Origin of the sequence: Mesorhizobium sp. LNHC229A00 (assembly GCF_000502415.1) — a bacterium.
Taxonomy (GTDB): domain Bacteria; phylum Pseudomonadota; class Alphaproteobacteria; order Rhizobiales; family Rhizobiaceae; genus Mesorhizobium.
On the sequence record NZ_AYWQ01000011.1, the window covers coordinates 114,298 to 130,488 of the forward strand.

Annotated in this window: 20 protein-coding genes; 10 read left to right on the top strand and 10 right to left on the bottom strand. The window is 64.2% G+C overall.

What is annotated here, in order from left to right; translation table 11 throughout:
* Positions 1 to 34: 34 nt before the first annotated feature.
* Positions 35 to 2,401, bottom strand: coding sequence for a cation:proton antiporter (locus X742_RS148790; RefSeq protein ID WP_031248172.1), 2,367 nt, complete (start codon positions 2,399 to 2,401; stop codon positions 35 to 37).
* A 112-nt stretch (positions 2,402 to 2,513) separates the two neighbouring features.
* Positions 2,514 to 3,206: a DUF2270 domain-containing protein gene (locus tag X742_RS148785; RefSeq protein WP_023773609.1), complete on the bottom strand. Its 693-nt coding sequence runs from the start codon at positions 3,204 to 3,206 to the stop codon at positions 2,514 to 2,516.
* Positions 3,207 to 3,468: 262 nt separating this feature from the next.
* Between X742_RS148785 and X742_RS148780 the strand changes: the two genes are divergently transcribed.
* The 7 genes from X742_RS148780 to X742_RS148750 all read left to right on the top strand — a co-directional run bounded on the left by X742_RS148780 (position 3,469) and on the right by X742_RS148750 (position 6,641).
* The gene (locus X742_RS148780; RefSeq protein ID WP_023773610.1) at positions 3,469 to 4,200 is read left to right on the top strand and encodes a gamma-glutamylcyclotransferase; all 732 of its coding nucleotides are present in this window, start codon (positions 3,469 to 3,471) and stop codon (positions 4,198 to 4,200) included.
* A gap of 96 nt (positions 4,201 to 4,296) precedes the next feature.
* A complete protein-coding gene (locus X742_RS148775; RefSeq protein WP_031248173.1) occupies positions 4,297 to 4,620 on the top strand; it encodes a metalloregulator ArsR/SmtB family transcription factor in 324 nt (107 codons plus the stop codon).
* Positions 4,617 to 5,048: an SRPBCC domain-containing protein gene (locus tag X742_RS148770; protein WP_023773612.1), complete on the top strand. Its 432-nt coding sequence runs from the start codon at positions 4,617 to 4,619 to the stop codon at positions 5,046 to 5,048. Before X742_RS148775 ends, X742_RS148770 begins: the two co-directional genes overlap by 4 nt.
* Positions 5,049 to 5,121: 73 nt before the next feature.
* Positions 5,122 to 5,514 carry a VOC family protein gene (locus tag X742_RS148765; RefSeq protein ID WP_023773613.1) on the top strand — a complete coding sequence of 131 codons (393 nt, stop codon included), beginning with the start codon at positions 5,122 to 5,124 and terminating at the stop codon, positions 5,512 to 5,514.
* A 39-nt stretch (positions 5,515 to 5,553) separates the two neighbouring features.
* Positions 5,554 to 5,775, top strand: a complete 222-nt coding sequence (locus X742_RS148760; protein WP_023773614.1) for a hypothetical protein — start codon at positions 5,554 to 5,556, stop codon at positions 5,773 to 5,775.
* A gap of 11 nt (positions 5,776 to 5,786) precedes the next feature.
* Complete coding sequence (locus X742_RS148755; protein ID WP_023773615.1) at positions 5,787 to 6,215, top strand: DUF1801 domain-containing protein; 429 nt, start codon at positions 5,787 to 5,789, stop codon at positions 6,213 to 6,215.
* Between the two features lie 33 nt (positions 6,216 to 6,248).
* On the top strand, positions 6,249 to 6,641 hold the full coding sequence (locus X742_RS148750) for a DUF1801 domain-containing protein (RefSeq protein ID WP_023773616.1): 393 nt from the start codon (positions 6,249 to 6,251) through the stop codon (positions 6,639 to 6,641).
* Positions 6,642 to 6,943: 302 nt separating this feature from the next.
* On the opposite strand, the gene X742_RS1000000176565 is transcribed toward X742_RS148750, so the two are convergent.
* The gene (locus X742_RS1000000176565) at positions 6,944 to 7,069 is read right to left on the bottom strand and encodes a hypothetical protein (RefSeq protein WP_280800196.1); all 126 of its coding nucleotides are present in this window, start codon (positions 7,067 to 7,069) and stop codon (positions 6,944 to 6,946) included.
* A gap of 167 nt (positions 7,070 to 7,236) precedes the next feature.
* Between X742_RS1000000176565 and X742_RS08905 the strand changes: the two genes are divergently transcribed.
* A complete protein-coding gene (locus X742_RS08905; RefSeq protein ID WP_023773618.1) occupies positions 7,237 to 8,133 on the top strand; it encodes an acyltransferase family protein in 897 nt (298 codons plus the stop codon).
* The gene (locus X742_RS1000000174865) at positions 8,091 to 8,330 is read left to right on the top strand and encodes a hypothetical protein (protein WP_023773619.1); all 240 of its coding nucleotides are present in this window, start codon (positions 8,091 to 8,093) and stop codon (positions 8,328 to 8,330) included. The genes X742_RS08905 and X742_RS1000000174865 overlap by 43 nt, the downstream gene beginning before the upstream one ends.
* A gap of 29 nt (positions 8,331 to 8,359) precedes the next feature.
* Here the strand turns inward: X742_RS1000000174865 and X742_RS148745 are convergent, their stop codons facing one another.
* From X742_RS148745 to X742_RS148725, 5 genes are all read right to left on the bottom strand, one after another.
* Entirely contained in the window at positions 8,360 to 10,342 is a 1,983-nt protein-coding gene (locus X742_RS148745; RefSeq protein ID WP_023773620.1) for a glycoside hydrolase family 127 protein, read from the bottom strand.
* Positions 10,343 to 10,363: 21 nt separating this feature from the next.
* A complete protein-coding gene (locus X742_RS148740; RefSeq protein WP_023773621.1) occupies positions 10,364 to 11,221 on the bottom strand; it encodes a carbohydrate ABC transporter permease in 858 nt (285 codons plus the stop codon).
* Positions 11,221 to 12,141 carry a sugar ABC transporter permease gene (locus X742_RS148735; RefSeq protein WP_023773622.1) on the bottom strand — a complete coding sequence of 307 codons (921 nt, stop codon included), beginning with the start codon at positions 12,139 to 12,141 and terminating at the stop codon, positions 11,221 to 11,223. The genes X742_RS148740 and X742_RS148735 overlap by 1 nt, the downstream gene beginning before the upstream one ends.
* Before the next feature lie 277 nt (positions 12,142 to 12,418).
* Positions 12,419 to 13,711, bottom strand: coding sequence for a sugar ABC transporter substrate-binding protein (locus X742_RS148730; protein ID WP_023773623.1), 1,293 nt, complete (start codon positions 13,709 to 13,711; stop codon positions 12,419 to 12,421).
* Positions 13,712 to 13,786: 75 nt separating this feature from the next.
* The gene (locus X742_RS148725; protein WP_023773624.1) at positions 13,787 to 14,830 is read right to left on the bottom strand and encodes a LacI family DNA-binding transcriptional regulator; all 1,044 of its coding nucleotides are present in this window, start codon (positions 14,828 to 14,830) and stop codon (positions 13,787 to 13,789) included.
* Between the two features lie 317 nt (positions 14,831 to 15,147).
* On the opposite strand from X742_RS148725, the gene X742_RS148720 reads away from it, so the two are divergent.
* Positions 15,148 to 15,390: a hypothetical protein gene (locus X742_RS148720; RefSeq protein WP_023773625.1), complete on the top strand. Its 243-nt coding sequence runs from the start codon at positions 15,148 to 15,150 to the stop codon at positions 15,388 to 15,390.
* 268 nt (positions 15,391 to 15,658) lie between these two features.
* Here X742_RS148720 and X742_RS148715 read toward each other — a convergent pair whose 3' ends face one another.
* Together X742_RS148715 and X742_RS148710 are read right to left on the bottom strand one after the other, a co-directional pair.
* Positions 15,659 to 15,925: a DUF1488 domain-containing protein gene (locus X742_RS148715; protein WP_023773626.1), complete on the bottom strand. Its 267-nt coding sequence runs from the start codon at positions 15,923 to 15,925 to the stop codon at positions 15,659 to 15,661.
* Positions 15,922 to 16,176: a hypothetical protein gene (locus X742_RS148710; RefSeq protein WP_023773627.1), complete on the bottom strand. Its 255-nt coding sequence runs from the start codon at positions 16,174 to 16,176 to the stop codon at positions 15,922 to 15,924. The genes X742_RS148715 and X742_RS148710 overlap by 4 nt, the downstream gene beginning before the upstream one ends.
* Positions 16,177 to 16,191: the final 15 nt, after the last annotated feature.

Genomic DNA, 16,191 nt, shown 5'->3' on the forward strand with positions numbered 1-16,191 from the left:
GGGGAGTTGCGTATTCCCGTAAGGCCGACAGGCATCAAGCCCCAGTCTCGGCTGCCGCCTCCTCGGCGGCGGCTTCGGTTCGCCGGACGCGGTCGCTGGCCAGAAGCACGACCGGGCAGGCGACGGCGGCCAGCACCGCGCTCGCCGTGTCGCCGAAGAACAGCTCGTCGCCCGGCCGTTGCGTGACGCCCATCACCACCATGGCGGCGCCCTTGGCGGCCTCCCTGGCGATCGCCTTGTCGGGCGTGGCGCGCGTCCTGATCGCGGTTTCGACGGCGACGCCATAGCGGTCGGCGAGATCGGCGACATCCTTGAGCACGGCCTCCTCGCGGCGGTGCGAAACCGAGCTTGGCCGGCTGCCCTTGCGGGCCTGCGAGACATAAAGGACTTTTACGCGCGCCCGGTGCGGCCGCGCCAAGGCGAGCGCGAAATCGGCCGCGCGCCGGGCTACCTCGGTGCCGTTGACGGGAACCAGAATGGTCGCGCCGGCGCGCAGCATCGGCATCTTGCCATCAGCGTTGGCGCCATTCAGCACCAGGCAGAGCGGGCCGTCGAAGCCGCTGGTGATGGCGTTCAGCGTGCCGCTGAAGGTGCCTTCGGCCAGCGCGTTGTCCAGCCCGACCAGAAGCAGGCCGTAGCCCTTGCGGGCTTCCGCCGCGATCGTCTCGGTGGTGGCTTCAAGCTCGGTGCGAGCCGTGAGGTGGACCTTGTCGACGGGTGTATCCTCGGCCTTCCTGACAGCCCTGGCGCTTCTGGCCGCGCCCCTCTTGACCTGCTTGGAGGCCCGCTCGGGACCTTTGTCGCGGGCAGGGCCGGGCAGTTTGCCATCCTTGAGGTGGAGCAGCGTGGTCGGCATGCCGCTGCCGCCGCCGACGAGGCCGGCGAGATAGGCGGTGAATTTTCCGACCGGGCTGTCGTCGACGAGCAGCAGCAACCGCTCCAGCTTGGAGACGAAGCCACGCTCGTCGAGCAGTTCGCGGTCGACGCGCTGCTTTTCGGTGTCGCCGACCGGCAGTCGGCCGAGCGCCCAGCGCAGCATCGGCGGCATGGCCAGCGTGGTGATGACGGCCATGGTGACGATCATGGTGAATAGATTGTGGGAGAGGATGTTCATCGACAGGCCGATCGAAGCGACGATAACCTCGGTCGAGCCGCGCGCGTTCATGGCGCTGCCGACGGCGGTAGACTCCTTCAGAGACATGCCGGCCAGCCGGCCGCCGAGAAAGGCGCCCGAGAACTTGCCGATGCTGGCGATCAGCACCAACGCCAACGTCAGCAGCGCCAGCGTCGGGTCGGTAAGCACGGTAAGGTCCGCGGACAGGCCGGCCATGCCGAAGAACACCGGCATGAACAGCGCCGTGATGACGCCGCGCAACTGGCCCTCGATGTGATCTGACAGGATCGGCGATTCCCCGACCAATATGCCCGCGACGAAGGCGCCGAGCACGGTGTGCACGCCGATCAGATTGGTGATCAGGGCCATCACGCCCATGATGATGAGAATGACCGATATGACGGCGTATTCGCTCCGGAAAGAGTCGTTGCTCCAGCGGATCAGGGTGAAGACCAGACGGCGGCCGATGGTGAAGGAGAACACCATGAACAGCGCCACTTCGGCCACCGTGGTGATGAGCGGCAGCACCTGCAGGCTGCCATTGGTGGCGATGCCGAAAGTGACGGCGATGATCAGCCAGCCGATCGTGTCCTCGATGATTGCCGAGGAGACGATGACCTGGCCGAGATTGCGGCGCATGAAATTCATTTCGCGCACCACCATGGCGACGATTTTCACCGAGGAGATCGACAGCGCCGTGCCGAGGAACAGCCCGGCGACGATGCGCTCGCTCGGCTCGGGCAGAAGCGAATCCGGCAAGACCCGCGCCAGCGCGAAACCGCAGGCAAAAGGCAGGACTACGCCGGTGATCGAGATCGAAAAACAGGCCGCGCCCACCCGCCGCACGAGGCGCAAATCCGTCTCCATGCCGGTGAGCAGCAGGAGCAGCAGAATGCCAAGCTGCGAGACGGCATCGATCATGCCTTTCTGCGCCGGATCGGTGGAAAAGATCAGATGCTGGGCGCTTGGCCAGAGCCAGCCGAACAGCGACGGCCCGAGCAGGATGCCGCCGATCAGCTGGCCCATGATCGCCGGCTGCCCGAAGCGCTGGAAGATCTCGCCAAGGCCACGGCCGACCAGAAGCAGGAGCACGATCTCGGCGACGAACAGCCCTTCCGCCGAGCCGCCCATGCCCGAGGCGTGGCCGGCAGGCTGCGCGGCCAGCGCCTGGCTCGCCGGGGCGAGGGCGACAATTGCCAGCGAGAGGGCGGTGGCCAGCGAAAGGGCGGCGGCCATCGAAAGGGCGGCCGCGGGGCCGTGCGACCTTGTTGCCAGTGGGTGGATCATGGGTCCCTTCAAGACGCCGCCGCGGACTGACCATCACAACGCGCGGCTGGGGTTTGCGTTGCAGCCATCCGTCACGAGGTGTTGGCTCGGCATCGAGTTCAGAATATCGAGCTCAGACGTGAACGTCGCCGAAGGAGAGTTCGCCGTCGTCGCCCGCTGTCAGGAAGGCGGCTGCCAGCAGTCCGGCATAGAGGAGGGCAACCGCGGTGACGATGACAACGCCCGCAATGGGGCCGAGCGCCGCGGCGCCGACAGCCTCGCGCATCGTGCCGACAAAGCCGACCGGCACGCCTTGGTCGATCAGGCTCGGGGTCGACAGTTTGAGGATCCAGGCGAGCAGCAGGATCAGCATCATGTGCAGGTAGTTGCGGCGCAAACGGCGCGCCAGGGCCACGCGCTGCGAGACCAGGAATTTTGGCGTGCGCAGGCTCTCACCGAGGATCAGCAGCCAGTCGGAGGCAAAGTCGGGCTGCGGCGAGAAGATCTGCGCGAAATAATGGCGCTCGAACTGGCGCACGCGGGCGCGGTAGACATCGAAGAAGCGGTAGCGACGCGCCTCGATCCACAACAAGAGCAGCACCAGCAGCATGGCGAACAGCAGCACGCCGTGATGGGCGCTGGCCGTCGACAGCGACACCGACAGCATCGCCGCGACAACGGTGATCGCCCAATTGCTGGTGCGGTCGAGGCGGTCGCGCCAGCCCGCCATGCGGGCGATCTCGGCGCGATGGAAATGGGACATCACGGTGACCAGCTCGCCTGGCGAAAGCGGCCTGCCGACGGGCGTTGCCGGCGCATCGTTCATGACTTCCTCCCGGCCGACAACGCTTATGAGGCAATGTCGTTCCGAAGCGCTTGCTTACGGCCGCTTCGCGCCAGCGTAGACCCCATCGCGGTGTTCCGCGACGCGCTGATCGACGGGCTCAAGGTGCCGATGCCGCTGGTGTCATAGGCGTAAGAGCTGCCGCGCGGGATGTCTCAGGTGCGGAGTCCAGGTTTCGAATGCATCTGGCTCTTGAGAATCCCCGAACCTTCGGCAACATGGCTGCCATGGCCAAGGCACGACAATGAGCAAGCCGATTTCCGCCGCACCGCGCAAATCAGCGCCACAAAAGGCGCCGATGGCGCTAACCGAGGCGCTGGTGGCGCGCACCTTGCGCGCAGTGGAGGATGCCGGGCCGGTGCCGGGCATGATCCCGATGACCGATGACGACTATGCGCGGTTTCGCGACAAGATCCTGGCCTCGGCGCCGCCCGGGCCGCTGAAGCTGTTCGCCTATGGCTCGCTCTTGTGGAAGCCAGCGGGCGAGGTGAGGGGCGGTGAACGGGCGGTGGCGCGGGGCTGGCACCGGTCGTTCTGCTTCACGGTGCAGCGCTTTCGCGGCACGCTCGAGCAGCCCGGCCTGATGATGGCGCTCGACCGTGGCGGCCAGTGCCAGGGCATGGTGTTCGAGATCGCCGAACCGGTAGCCGCCAATCTGGAAGCGCTGCTGCGTCGCGAAATGACCATCCTGCCCGCCGTCAACGTGCCCCGCTGGCTGCGGGTCAGCACCGAAAGCGGGCCGTGCCTGGCGCTCGGCTTCGTCGTCGATCCCGCTAACCCGCGCTATGCCGGCAAACTGGATAAGCTCTCGGTCGCCGCGACGCTGGCGACCGCCGTCGGCCATTGGGGCTCGGGCGCGCAGTATCTGTTCGAGACCATCCGCCATCTCGACGCCTGCGGCATCCGCGATCGCAATCTGTGGCAATTGCAGGAACTGGTGGCGCGGGAGATCGGGCGTAGCCACGTCCCCATCTAGCCATCACCGTGTTCAGGACCCTCCAATCTTCCGCTTGACGAACATATATCCCTGTGGTTATACGTCAACCAATAGCCAACGGGTTATCGATTAGCGATGCCAGACGCTCATGACATGCTCTTCAGGACGCTCGCCGACCCGACACGGCGGGCGATCTTCGAGCGGCTGTGCCGCCAGGGAGAGCAGACGGTGGGGGCGCTGACCAGTCAGTCCGGCGTCTCGCAACCGGCGGTGTCGAAGCATCTCGGCGTGCTGAAGCAGGCCGGGCTGGTGCGCGCCCGCCATGAAGGCCGCCAGACGCATTACAGCGCCCAGCTTGCCGCGCTGGCGCCGCTGATGGACTGGACACGCGACATGGCCGGGTTCTGGGAAAGCCGGTTCGACGACCTCGAGGATTTGCTCAAAAGGATGGACCAGTGAACGATAGTGCCCAGGAGACCCGCACTGTCGTCGTCGAGCGGGAAATCTTCCATCCTCCCGAAAAACTCTGGCGCGCGTTGACGCAACCGCATCTGATCGAGGAGTGGCTGATGAAGAACGATTTCAAACCCGCCGTCGGCCATCGCTTCAACATCAGCGCCGACTGGGGCGGCGTGCTGGACTGCGAGGTGCTTGCCGTCGAGCCGCACAAGAGGTTGTCCTACAGCTGGAACCTCGCTCATCAGGATCCAGCGTTCGATCTCAGGAGCGTGGTGACTTTCACGCTCACCCCAACGCCAACGGGAACCCATCTGCGCATGGAGCAGGCCGGTTTCCGGCCCGACCAGAAGCGCGCCTATGGCGGCGCCAAGGTGGGTTGGCCGCAATTCCTGGAAAAGCTGGAAGAGCTTCTGGCGCGGACGGACTGAGGCCTCGAACTCAAAGCCATGCAGAAATATTAAAGGGCGGGTTCTCCGCCGGCAAAACCATGGAGAAAAAGCGATGAAGATCAAACTGACCAGCATCTATGTCGACGATCAGGAAAAGGCGCTTGCCTTCTACACCGGCGTGCTGGGCTTCACCAAAAAAGCCGATTTCAGCAACGGGCCGTTCCGTTGGCTGACGGTCGTCTCGGCCGAAGAGCCCGAAGGGACCGAATTGCAGCTGGCACTGAATGACAACCCGGCGGCCAAGGCCTACCAGCAGGCGATCTTCAAGCAGGGCCAGCCGGCGCTGATGCTCTTCACCGACGACATCAAGGGCGACCATAAGCGCATCAAGGCGAATGGCGGTGCCTTTGCCATGGCGCCTACCGACGTGACCGGCTCGACCATCGCCAAGCTCAACGATGGCTGCGGCAATCTCATCCAGATGACGCAGCTGGCGCGCTGGTAGCGCCCAGCTGGTTTCATGCATTTTTCAAGGGAGGTAACATTGAACTGGAGCAAATGGATCAGGCAAGCGCATCGCTGGCTGTCGATCATCTTCACGGCGACCGTCGTCGCCAATTTCGTCACCATGGCGTTTGGACAGCCGCCGGCCTGGGTGGTTTATTCGCCACTGCCGCCGCTCTTCCTTATGCTGTTCAGCGGCCTCTATATGTTCGTGCTGCCCTATGTTTCCAGGGGACGCAGCGTGCAGCGGGCCAATGGATAGGAGGAAAGCGCATGGCCAAGTCGACCCCGGCCAAGGCTGAGCCTAAGCTGCTTTCCGGCGGCAATCCGCGGATCGCCAAGGGTTATGGCGACGCCCCGGTGCAGGCCTATATCGCGGCGATGCCAGGCAGGAAGCGCGAGATGGGCGGGCGGCTCGACGCGCTCATCGAGCGCGCCGTACCCGGCGTGAACAAAACGGTGAAATGGAACTCGCCTTTCTACGGCGTCGAGGGGAAAGGCTGGTTCCTCAGCTTCCATTGCTTCACCAGATACATCAAGGTGGCCTTCTTTCGCGGCATGTCGCTCGATCCGGTGCCGCCAGGCCAATCCAGGAGCCAGGACACGCGCTACCTCAACATTCATGAGGACGACGCGTTCGACGAGGCGCAGTTCAGCGCCTGGGTGAAGCAGGCCAGCCACTTGCCTGGCGAACGCATGTAAGCGCTCTATTTTTCAGTTCGAAGGAGAACCACAATGACGACCACCGAGGACAGCAAATCTCCCTCCGAGCTGATCGACGGCAGGATCAAGGAATTGGGCGACTGGCGAGGCGAGATGCTTGCCCGGCTGCGCGCGCTGATTCATCAAGCCGATCCCGACGTGGTCGAGACGTGGAAATGGCGCGGCGTGCCGGTGTGGGAGGATGCCGGCATGATCTGCACCGGCGAGACCTACAAGGCCGTCGTCAAGCTGACCTTCGCCAAGGGCGCCGCGCTGCCCGATCCCTCGCGCCTGTTCAATTCCAGCCTCGAAGGCAACACACGGCGCGCCATCGATTTCCAGAAAGGCGAGGAGGTCGACGAGGAGGCCTTCAAGGCGCTGGTACGCGCGGCGGTGGCTTTGAACAAATCCAAGTCCCGAAAGTAATCGTTCATTGCGCATAGAGGTCACGGTCGGCGCTGCCCCTCACTGTCCTGCCGGACATCTCTCCCCGTGAACGGGGCGAGAGGGCTACCGCGAGGCCGATGCTGTTTCCGCAACGCCGGCGATTGGCGAAATCGGCGACAACGGCGTCCCTCGCCCCGTTTACGGGGAGAAGGATGCCGGCAGGCAGGTGAGGGGCGGCGCTGACGGCAGATGATTGCAACGACTTCAACGCGGCGGCCCGCGGACGCTGCCAGCCTCACCGCAAAAACAGCCGCGTTTACGATCTGGGAAGCTTGATGGTGCTAGATCGCGGGATGATGGCTGGCCAGCCGGCCCGGCCGGTTTGGATTCGCCGCCATGAACAGCAGCCCGATGCGCATGCCGTGGGTGGACACGGCCAAAGGCCTCTCGATCATCCTCGTGGTCATGATGTACTCGGCCTACAACACCGGCGAGTATACGGGTGGCGTCGGCTTTCTCCACTATGCCATCGGCTTCGCGACGCCGTTCCGGATGCCGGAATTCTTCCTGATCTCGGGGCTGTTCCTGTCGCAGGTGATCGACCGGCCGTGGCGGCGCTATNATCCTCGTGGTCATGATGTACTCGGCCTACAACACCGGCGAGTATACGGGTGGCGTCGGCTTTCTCCACTATGTCATCGGCTTCGCGACGCCGTTTCGGATGCCGGAATTCTTCCTGATCTCGGGGCTGTTCCTGTCGCAGGTGATCGACCGGCCGTGGCGGCGCTATATCGACCGGCGCGTCGTTCACTACCTCTATTTCTACGTGCTGTGGGCGATCATCTCGATCGGGCTGAAGATCGGCATCTTCAGCCGGGATCCCGCCGGCATGCTGCACGACCTCGCAATGGCCGTCGTCCAGCCCTATGGCGTCCTGTGGTTCATCTACATGCTGGCGGTGTTCGGCCTCGTGGCGAAACTGCTGCGGCAGTTTGCCGTGCCCGCCTGGATCGTCATCCCGATCGCGGCCGGCCTGCAGATGTGGGCGCCGCATCCCGACAGCTACGCGGTCGAACAATTCGCGGCCTATTTCGTCTTTTTCTACGTTGGCTTCGTCATGGCGCCGCTGGTATTTCGGCTCGTCGAATGGACGCAACCCCGCCCGGCGGTGGCTGTCGCCGGGCTCGTCCTGTGGGCTGTCGTCAATGGTCTGCTGGTCTATTCGCCGGGCTATGCCATGCAGCCGGTCGGCATGCAGATGGGGCTGGCGGCATGGCCGCCGCTGCATCTCGTCCTGGCCGTCGCCGGTGCCGTGGCGCTTTGCGTGCTTGGCGGTNGGCATGGCCGCCGCTGCATCTCGTCCTGGCCGTCGCCGGTGCCGTGGCGCTTTGCGTGCTTGGCGGTTTCCTGTCGAAATTTCCCGCCATGGAATGGCTGCGCTGGCTGGGTGAACATTCGCTGGTCGTCTATGTCGCCTTCACCATCCCGATGTCGCTTTTTCGCGGCGCGGCGCTGGCAAGCGGCCTGCTGACCGACACGGGCATGCTCAGCCTGGCGGTGCTGCTGGTTTCGATCGTCAGCCCCGTCGTGCTTTACTTCGTTGTCCAGCGCGTCGGCTTCGGCATGTTCTTGTTCGAGCGGCCGGCCTGGGCGCATATCGGCGGCAGCGCCGCGAAAGCGGCGCCGAAAAAGCCGCTGACCGCCGCCGCCCAGTCAAGCGGGACATAACCGGCCGCCCCACGGCGTTGCCGCCGGCATCAACCGTCGCGCAGCCAGACCAGCATCTCGCCGGGCTCGCGGTTGTCCCAGGCGAAATAGGGGATGGCGGTCAGGCGGGTCTCGACCTTGGCCGGTGGCTCGGAGCGATAAAGGCCGTCCTGCCAGCCATCCCCGGCATCGGCTTGCGCCGTGGCTGAAAGCGTCACCACGCCGCCCAGCAAGTCCGGTTCGTCATGCGCCTCGATGCCGGCCGTGCGCGGCAGGGTCAGGCGATGCAGGCGATTGTCATTGTCGGTCGCCTCGACGCAGTAGATCAGCGGTCCGCGCGACAGCGCGACGCGGCCGGCATCCTGCCGGACCGCGGGATTGGCATAGAGCCGTTCGATCGGCATTTCGAGATCGAGCCTGACACGGTCGCCCTTGTTCCATTGGCGCCGGATCGCGGCGTAGCCGTCACTGGTCAAATCCTCGAGGTCGACCGTCTCGCCATTGATCTCGAGCTTGGCCTTGGAGCTCCAAGCCGGCACACGCAGGTGCAGCGTGAACTCTACCGGCGCCTGCGGCTCGACCCTGATCTCGACGGCGCCGTCCCAGGGATAGCGGCTCGCCTGCACCAGCGTCACCGGTGTGCCCGCTATGTCGAAGCGGGCGGTGGAATCGCCATAGAGATGAACCGCCAGCGCGTCGTCCGCCAGGCTGTAGAAATAACTGCCGATGGAGGCGACCATGCGGCCGATATTCGGCGGGCAGCAAGGGCAGCGGTGCCATTTCCAGCGGTTGTGCTTGCCCCGGCTTTCCAGCGGGTTCTCGTAGAAGAACAGCGAACCGTCGAGCGACAGGCCCGAGATCGAGCCGTTGTAGAGCGCGCGCTCCATCATGTCGGCGTAGCGGGCGTTCGGACCCATGCCGAGCATGCGGCTCGCCCAGAACACCAGCCCGACAGATGCACAGGTCTCGGCATAGGCGGTTTCGTTGGGCAGGTCGTAGTCGCTGGTGAAGCCCTCATTGTGCGCCGAGGGCCCGAGCCCGCCGGTGATGTAGAGGTTTTTGGTGGTGAGGTCGTCCCACAGCCGGTCGAGCGCCACCCGCAGCGTGTCGTCGCCATATTCGGTCGCGATGTCGGCCATCCCTGAATAAAGATACATGGCCCGCACCGCGTGGCCGACGACCTTGTCCTGCTCGCGCACCGGGACGTGCGACTGGCTGTATTCGTAGGTCTTGAAATGATAGGCCCTCGGGTCGGCGCCTCGGGCGCGTGCCTCCTCGTCGAAATAGTGCGGCTGCTGGCCGCGCTGGTCGATGAAGTATTTGGCCAGTTCCATGTACTTTTGTTCGCCCGTCACTCGCGCCAGCTTGACCAACGCCAGCTCGATCTCCTCATGGCCGCAATAGCCTTTTTTCTTGCCGGGCTCGGGCCCCAGCACCGAAGCGATGTGATCGGCGTAGCGGCACATGATGTCGAGCAGCTTGCGCTTACCCGTCGCCTGGTAGTAGGCGACCGCGCCCTCAATGAGGTGGCCGGCGCAATAAAGCTCGTGGCAGTCGCGCAGATTGGTCCAGCGCTTGCCCGGCTGGATGCGCTGGTACCAGCTGGAGAGATAGCCGTCCTCCTGCTGCAGCCTGCCATACATGTCGATGACGGCGTCGATCTTCTTCTCCAGTTCGGGATTCTTGCGCCGGTAGAGCGAATAGGCCGCGGTCTCGATTGTCTTGCCGAGGTCGGAATCCCAAAACATCTGCGTGGTCACCGTCGAGCCGGTGAAGCCGGCGGAGGCCGCCTCGTCGGGCGAGGGCGAGTGGAACGGAATGACGACGCCCGGCGAGGGGCGGTCCGGATCGATCTGCTCCAGCATGCGCGCCGCCACGCAGCGTTCGTAAAGGATGTCGGCGGTGCGTGTGGCAACCGCCTCGGCGCGGTCGCCCCAGAAGCCGCGCACGTCGACCTGCGGCACCGGCAGCGGGCGGAAGGCGAGTTTGGGCTGGAACGCTTTGGCAGGCCTGGCGGATGGCGATGCAGTCATGAACTTTCTCCATTCGGTCGATTACTTGACGGCCCCGGCCATCAGGCCGCGGATGTAGAAGCGCTGCAAAGCCAGGAACAGGATCAGACACGGCACCATCATCACGGTGACGCCCGCCTGCACCGCGCCCCAGTCGATGGCGCCAAAGCGGCCGGACTGAAGTGCGGTCATCATCACCGGCAGCGTGAACTTGGACTGGTCGGTCATCAGCACCAGGGCGGCGAGGAATTCGTTCCAGGCGCCGAGGAAGGCAAACAGCGCGATGGTGACGACACCAGGCCAGACCAGCGGCAGCATCACCTTGACGAGCATTGTGGCGTTGCCGGCGCCGTCCATGCGCGCGGCCTCCTCGATCTCGCGCGGCACCGCGTCGAAGGCATTGCGCATCATGAAGATCGAGAACGGCAGCTGCAGCGTCACATAGACGCCGACCAGGCCGGTCAGCGTGTTGTGCAGGCCAAGCTTGGTCAGCACCAGGAAAATCGGCGTCAGGATCGACTGGAACGGGATCATGATCGTCGACAGGATGAGGACGAAGAACAAGTCCTTGAACGGGAACCGAAACCGCGAAAAACCGTAGCCGGCGAGTACGCTGACGATGACCGACAGTATGACCGTCATCACCGAGACGTAGATGCTGTTCTGCGCCGAGGCCCACAGGCCGTCGCCGAAACTGTTCAGCGTTTGATAGTTCTCCAGCGAGAAGCCCGTCGTCGGCCAGGGCGGCAGCGGCGGCAGGCGCGCCTCCTGCGCCGGCTTGAAGGCCGACAGCACCGTCCACACGATCGGCGCCACGAACAGCACCGAGGCGACGATGCCGGTGGAATGCCTGCCCAAGCGCGCGACAAGCTTGCCTGTGCCCGATATCGCCTGCGCCATCAGTCGAGCCCCTCGGGTTTGCGCAGCAGCCAGAGCTGGACGAGGCTGAGCGCCACCAGGATGACCAGCAGCACCATCGAGAGTGCCGCGCCATAGCCGAGCTTGAACGACACGAAGGACTGGTTGAAGATCCAGTACACCGCCGTCAGCGTCTGGTTGCGCGGGCCGCCGCGCAGGATGATGTAGAATTGGTCGAAGGCAAGGATGGAGCCCGCGACCGACAGGATCAGCGCCAGCGCCAGGGTGCGGCGCATCAGCGGCAAGGTGATCGCCCGGAACCGCGCGAACGGCCCGGCGCCATCGATGACGGCGGCCTCTTGCAGGTCCTGCGGAATCGACTGCAGGCCGGTCATCAGGATGATCATGGTGAAGCCGGCGACCTTCCACACCACCATGGCGATGATCGACCAGAAGGCCGGTTGGAAGGTGGCGAGCAGGTTGTACTTCTTGTCGATCAGGCCGAGATCGTAGGCGGCGGGGCTGAACAGGCCGGAATCGACGTTGAGCAGCCACGACCACAAAAGGCTCGCCGAGGCAAAGCCGACCACCGCCGGCATGAAGAACATGGTGCGGTAGAGGTTGGTGAACGGGCGCGGCCGCTCGATGAAGATCGCCAGCGGAAAGGCGACGGCGAAGATCGCGATGGTTACGATCAGCGTGTAGTACCCGGTGAATCTCAGCGCGTTCCAGAACCTGGTGTCGCGCAGGATTGCCCAGTAATTGCCGAGCCCGATGAAGGAGTGCTCGCCCATCAGCGGCCAGTTGTGCAGCGACATCCAGGCCGTCATGCCGAGCGGGATGACGAAGAACAGCATGACCAGCGCCACGGCCGGCGCGACATAGAGCAGGCCAATCCATTGCCGGCGCCCGGCGCCGACGCGTTTGCGGACGCGGGCAGTGGTTGCGGTAATGGTGGTCATGGCTGGCCGCCCGATGCTGTTAGGGCATTGGCCAAGTACCCCCTCACTGGAATTGCCAACCGAATTGCAAAGGGCAATTCGGGGCAATCCGACCTCTCCCCTAGGGGAGAGGAGAGAGCTAGCCATAGCGGCAGCCTCTTCTCAACAGCGGGGAGAAGGTGGCCGCGTAGCGGCCGGATGAGGAGGTCTTGTCTCAAAGCGATGGCCCTGACGTTAGTGATGCGAATTTCCGGCCGCCCGCCCAGGGAGACAGGCGGGCGGCCGGCAGGCGGCCAGCCTACTTCCGCGGCGCCTGATCGATGATCGACTGCATGGTCTCTTGGGCGTTTGCTATCGCGCCATCGACGTCGTCGCCGAAGAACACCTCGTTGATCATCTGCGTCCACGGGCCGTTGGCGGAGTTGATCAGGTCGTTGAACACCACCGAATACGGCGTCTTGCCCTTGGCCATCGCCTCGGCGGCAATCTGGTAGCGCGGGTCGAGCTCCTTCAGCGCGTCCTTGGCGATGTCGCCGCGCACCGGCAGGCTGCCGTATTTGGCGAGAATCGTCTGGCCTTCGAGCGAATAGGCGAAGTCCAGGAACTCCTTCACCACGGCGAGCTTCTTGGTGCCCTTGGTGACAACGAAATTGTCGCCGCCGGCAAAGGACGACCAGTTGCCATCCTTGCCTGGCAGGAAGGTGACGCCGTAATCGACATCAGGATATTGCGTATTGAGCGCGCCGATGGCGAAGGCGCCGGAGGGCGAGATCCCGATATTGCCGGCGGCGAAGGCGGCGAAGAAATTGGCGCCGGTGTCGGTCTGCGCGCCCGCCGGAACCAAATCCTTCTTGACCATCGAGCGGTAGAGATCGATGGCGCCGCGCAGTTGCGGGCTGTCCAGCGTCGCCTTTGAGCCGTCCTCCGACAGGATATCGCCGCCCGAGGCCCAGATCAGCGGCGTGAATGTGAAGATGTTGCAGCCGCCGCAATTGCCGGAGAAGTAGAAGCCCTTGATGTTGCCGCCAAGCGCGTTGACCTTCTCGGCGTCGGCTTCGATCTCGGCCCAGTTGGCCGGGCCTTTTTCAGGGTCGAGGCCTGCCTGCTTGAACAGCTTCTTGTTCCAGATCAGCACCGAGGCGTCGGCCGAGAAGGGCAGGCCGTAAATGCGGTCCTTGTAGGTGCCGGTCTTCACATGAGCGGGCGACAGGCTGGCGAAATAGGGGAGCGACTTCGCCCAGTCGGTGATGTCCTCCAACTGGCCGGCGGCGGCGAAGGAGGGCGTGTAGATCAGGTCGAGCGACAGCGCGTCGGGCGCCGTGCCGCCGGCTGCGGCCGCGCCATATTTCGGGATGATCTCGGCATTGGGGATGATGTCGAGCTTGACCTGGTCCTTGTTGGCCTTGTTGAAGGCGTCCACGATCCTCGGCATGAAGTTCGAGCCGTCGGCACGTACCCAGATGTTGGCGGTTTCGGCGGCGGCAAATTGCAGGCCGCAACCCAGAACGGCAGCCGTCAACGTCAATTTGGTCAGGGCCAGTCTGGTCAGCGTCAGTCTGGTCAGGGTCAGTTTGGCAATCAAAGTCCTCATGTTCTCCTCCTCCTCATTTGGCCGCGATGCGCGGCTTGCCGCCGATTGCGGCGCTTCGTTTGTCAGCCGTCTTTGTCAGCCATCGGGCAGGCGGCCGCAGGACTGCCGCACCACCAGCCGGCACGGCAGTTTTCTGATGCCCGGCGCGGCGGACTTGCCGCCGACCAGGGAAAGCAGGGTCAGCCCGGCCTCGCGGCCGAGTGCTGTCAGGTTCATGTCGACCGAGGTCAGCGGCGGGCGGGTCGCCTCGGCCACGATCTCCCAATTGTCGAAGCCGATGACGCCGACATCGCCGGGAACGCTCAAGCCACGCTCGCGCAGAGCATCGATGACGCCGCGCGCGATCTGGTCGTTGCCGCAGAAGACGGCGTCCGGCTTTTCCTCCCCGTCAGCGAAAAGGATCGTCACCGCCTCATGCCCCCAGGCTTCCGACCAGGCGCCAAGCAACGGCTCGCTCATCGGCAGGCCGTTTTCGATCAGCGCGGCGCGATAGGCCTGCGCCCGTTCATGCACCACGGCAAAGCTGGCCGGGCCGGTGACATGCGCGATGCGTTTGCGGCCGAGCCGGCAGAAATGCTCGACGGCCAGCCGCGCCCCGCCGGCATCGTCGGAAACGAAGGCGACCGCGTCGGGATCGGGCTGGGTGAAGGCGTAGATGACCGGGATGCGCAAATTGGCGAGATCGATCGGCAGATGACGGTCGATGCGCTTGCCGGTGGCGATGATGCCGTCGACGCGCTTGTCGAGCATGGCCTCGACATGGAGCTGGCCGAGGCGGGGATCCTCCTCGACATTGCACAGGAATACCGAGACACCGGCATCGACCAGCGCATCCGAAATGCCCGACATCAGCGGCAGCGAGAAACGGCCATAGGTGTCGTTGGTGAGCAGGCCGACAGTAAAGGAGCGGCGCCTCAGCAGGCTCTGCGCCAGGCTGTTGGGCCGGAAGCCCAGGCTGCGCGCCGTCTCTCGAATGCGTTCGCGGGTCTCGGCGGTCATGCGCCCTTGATCGTTGAGCGCCTTGGATGCGGTGGCAACGCTGACGCCGGCCTGCGCGGCCACGTCACGCAAAGTGACGGGTTTGGGAAAGACCGAAACTGGCTGATCGTCCGATGCCATCGCGGCAAAAATCCTTGGTTGGGAAAAGGTTTTCTCTTACCTCCTTGAATAGAGCCGCCCAACGGCCGAACCCGATCGGGAATGTCTGGAAAAACCTTTTCTCAACTCGAGGCTAGGCCACATCAAAGGCCGGTTCAAGAGAAAAGTGGCTATTGCTGGCGAGATCGGATTTGTGGGCGAGCCGCGGCCATCGGAGCCGGTTCACAGGCGGCCGTGCGCCAGTTGAAACTCCGGTATCTCCCGGGCCGAACCGCAACGGGCGCCGATTTGGCATGCAGCGAGTTCGCGAAAGGGTGCTATGGAGGGCCTGGGCAAGTTTGCCGAGCCAACTCCCGACATTCGAGGTCAACTTCGTGCGTGAACCGTCGCCGCTGCCCGTCTTTGGAAAACTGGGCGCCAAGGCACCCGCCGCCCTGGTGGCCGCACCGGCCGTGTCGGCGGGTAGCGCGGCACGCCTGCGGGAGATGCTGACCGCGCATGGCGGCATGGCGCTGAAGCTTTCGGTTGTCGCCTGGACGGTAGCGGTCCTGGGCATGGTCTTCTTCGTGGTGCGAGGCTGAGCCACCGCATGGCCAATCATGCACCGCGCAGGGACTTGCCCCAAGGCTGGGCTATCATCAATGTCTTGACCGGTCAGCCTGCAGTACTCAGGCAAAGGGTGATGGTCGGCACGAGCCCGCAAAATGCCAATATGTGGTCGATCAGATGAGTGTCCGCGACGTCAAGCGCCGGGAGAGGGCTGAGTGTAAGTCCTGCCCCGTCTCATCGCCTTGACGCATTCATGGACTGAAGATCGCTTCGCGCTTTATCTGGATTTGCGGCTGCGTCTCAGCCGAAATCATCCGATGTCAGCACATACAGGCTCTTGCGGGTGCGGCCGTAGGCCTTGGCGGCGACGTCGTGGATAGTGGAACTCGACCGGTCGAAGGCGGCAAGATAGCCGGCCTCGTCGGCGGCGGTGTCCGGCTGCATCCTGGCCATTGCGTCGGCGGCCACGGAGAAGGAAATCTGGAGCATGCCGTCATGGCCAACGAAGCGAATGCGTTTGCCGGCCACGTCATAGCTGCGGCTGCGGTTGGGGAATGTCAGGCTCATGTCTTGACCCCCGTTGCCGCAGCCTTCTTCACCACCCGCTTCTTTTTCGGCGTCGGGTTCAGTGCTTCCGTCACGCGATCGGCTTCTTCCTTGGCCAACCGCAATTCCCTTAGCCTTGCCGTCTTGATCTCCCTGGCCCTCGCCTCGGACATGTATTCGGCGGTTGCCTTATTGCGTTCCGCGGTTTTCTTCTGCTTGTCGACAAAGCGGGCTTCAGCTTTTTGCATGATCGTCTGATTGCCGTCGGCCATTGAAGAAATCTCCCT

Bases quoted from the DNA above. Each gene is read 5' to 3' on its own strand.
- X742_RS148790 (WP_031248172.1), bottom strand. From the start codon at position 2,401: ATGATCCACCCACTGGCAACAAGGTCGCACGGCCCCGCGGCCGCCCTT.
- X742_RS148785 (WP_023773609.1), bottom strand. From the start codon at position 3,206: ATGAACGATGCGCCGGCAACGCCCGTCGGCAGGCCGCTTTCGCCAGGC.
- X742_RS148780 (WP_023773610.1), top strand. From the start codon at position 3,469: ATGAGCAAGCCGATTTCCGCCGCACCGCGCAAATCAGCGCCACAAAAG.
- X742_RS148775 (WP_031248173.1), top strand. From the start codon at position 4,297: ATGCCAGACGCTCATGACATGCTCTTCAGGACGCTCGCCGACCCGACA.
- X742_RS148765 (WP_023773613.1), top strand. From the start codon at position 5,122: ATGAAGATCAAACTGACCAGCATCTATGTCGACGATCAGGAAAAGGCG.
- X742_RS148755 (WP_023773615.1), top strand. From the start codon at position 5,787: ATGGCCAAGTCGACCCCGGCCAAGGCTGAGCCTAAGCTGCTTTCCGGC.
- X742_RS148750 (WP_023773616.1), top strand. From the start codon at position 6,249: ATGACGACCACCGAGGACAGCAAATCTCCCTCCGAGCTGATCGACGGC.
- X742_RS1000000176565 (WP_280800196.1), bottom strand. From the start codon at position 7,069: ATGACCACGAGGATGATCGAGAGGCCTTTGGCCGTGTCCACCCACGGC.
- X742_RS1000000174865 (WP_023773619.1), top strand. From the start codon at position 8,091: ATGTCGCTTTTTCGCGGCGCGGCGCTGGCAAGCGGCCTGCTGACCGAC.
- X742_RS148745 (WP_023773620.1), bottom strand. From the start codon at position 10,342: ATGACTGCATCGCCATCCGCCAGGCCTGCCAAAGCGTTCCAGCCCAAA.
- X742_RS148740 (WP_023773621.1), bottom strand. From the start codon at position 11,221: ATGGCGCAGGCGATATCGGGCACAGGCAAGCTTGTCGCGCGCTTGGGC.
- X742_RS148735 (WP_023773622.1), bottom strand. From the start codon at position 12,141: ATGACCACCATTACCGCAACCACTGCCCGCGTCCGCAAACGCGTCGGC.
- X742_RS148730 (WP_023773623.1), bottom strand. From the start codon at position 13,711: ATGAGGACTTTGATTGCCAAACTGACCCTGACCAGACTGACGCTGACC.
- X742_RS148725 (WP_023773624.1), bottom strand. From the start codon at position 14,830: ATGGCATCGGACGATCAGCCAGTTTCGGTCTTTCCCAAACCCGTCACT.
- X742_RS148715 (WP_023773626.1), bottom strand. From the start codon at position 15,925: ATGAGCCTGACATTCCCCAACCGCAGCCGCAGCTATGACGTGGCCGGC.
- X742_RS148710 (WP_023773627.1), bottom strand. From the start codon at position 16,176: ATGGCCGACGGCAATCAGACGATCATGCAAAAAGCTGAAGCCCGCTTT.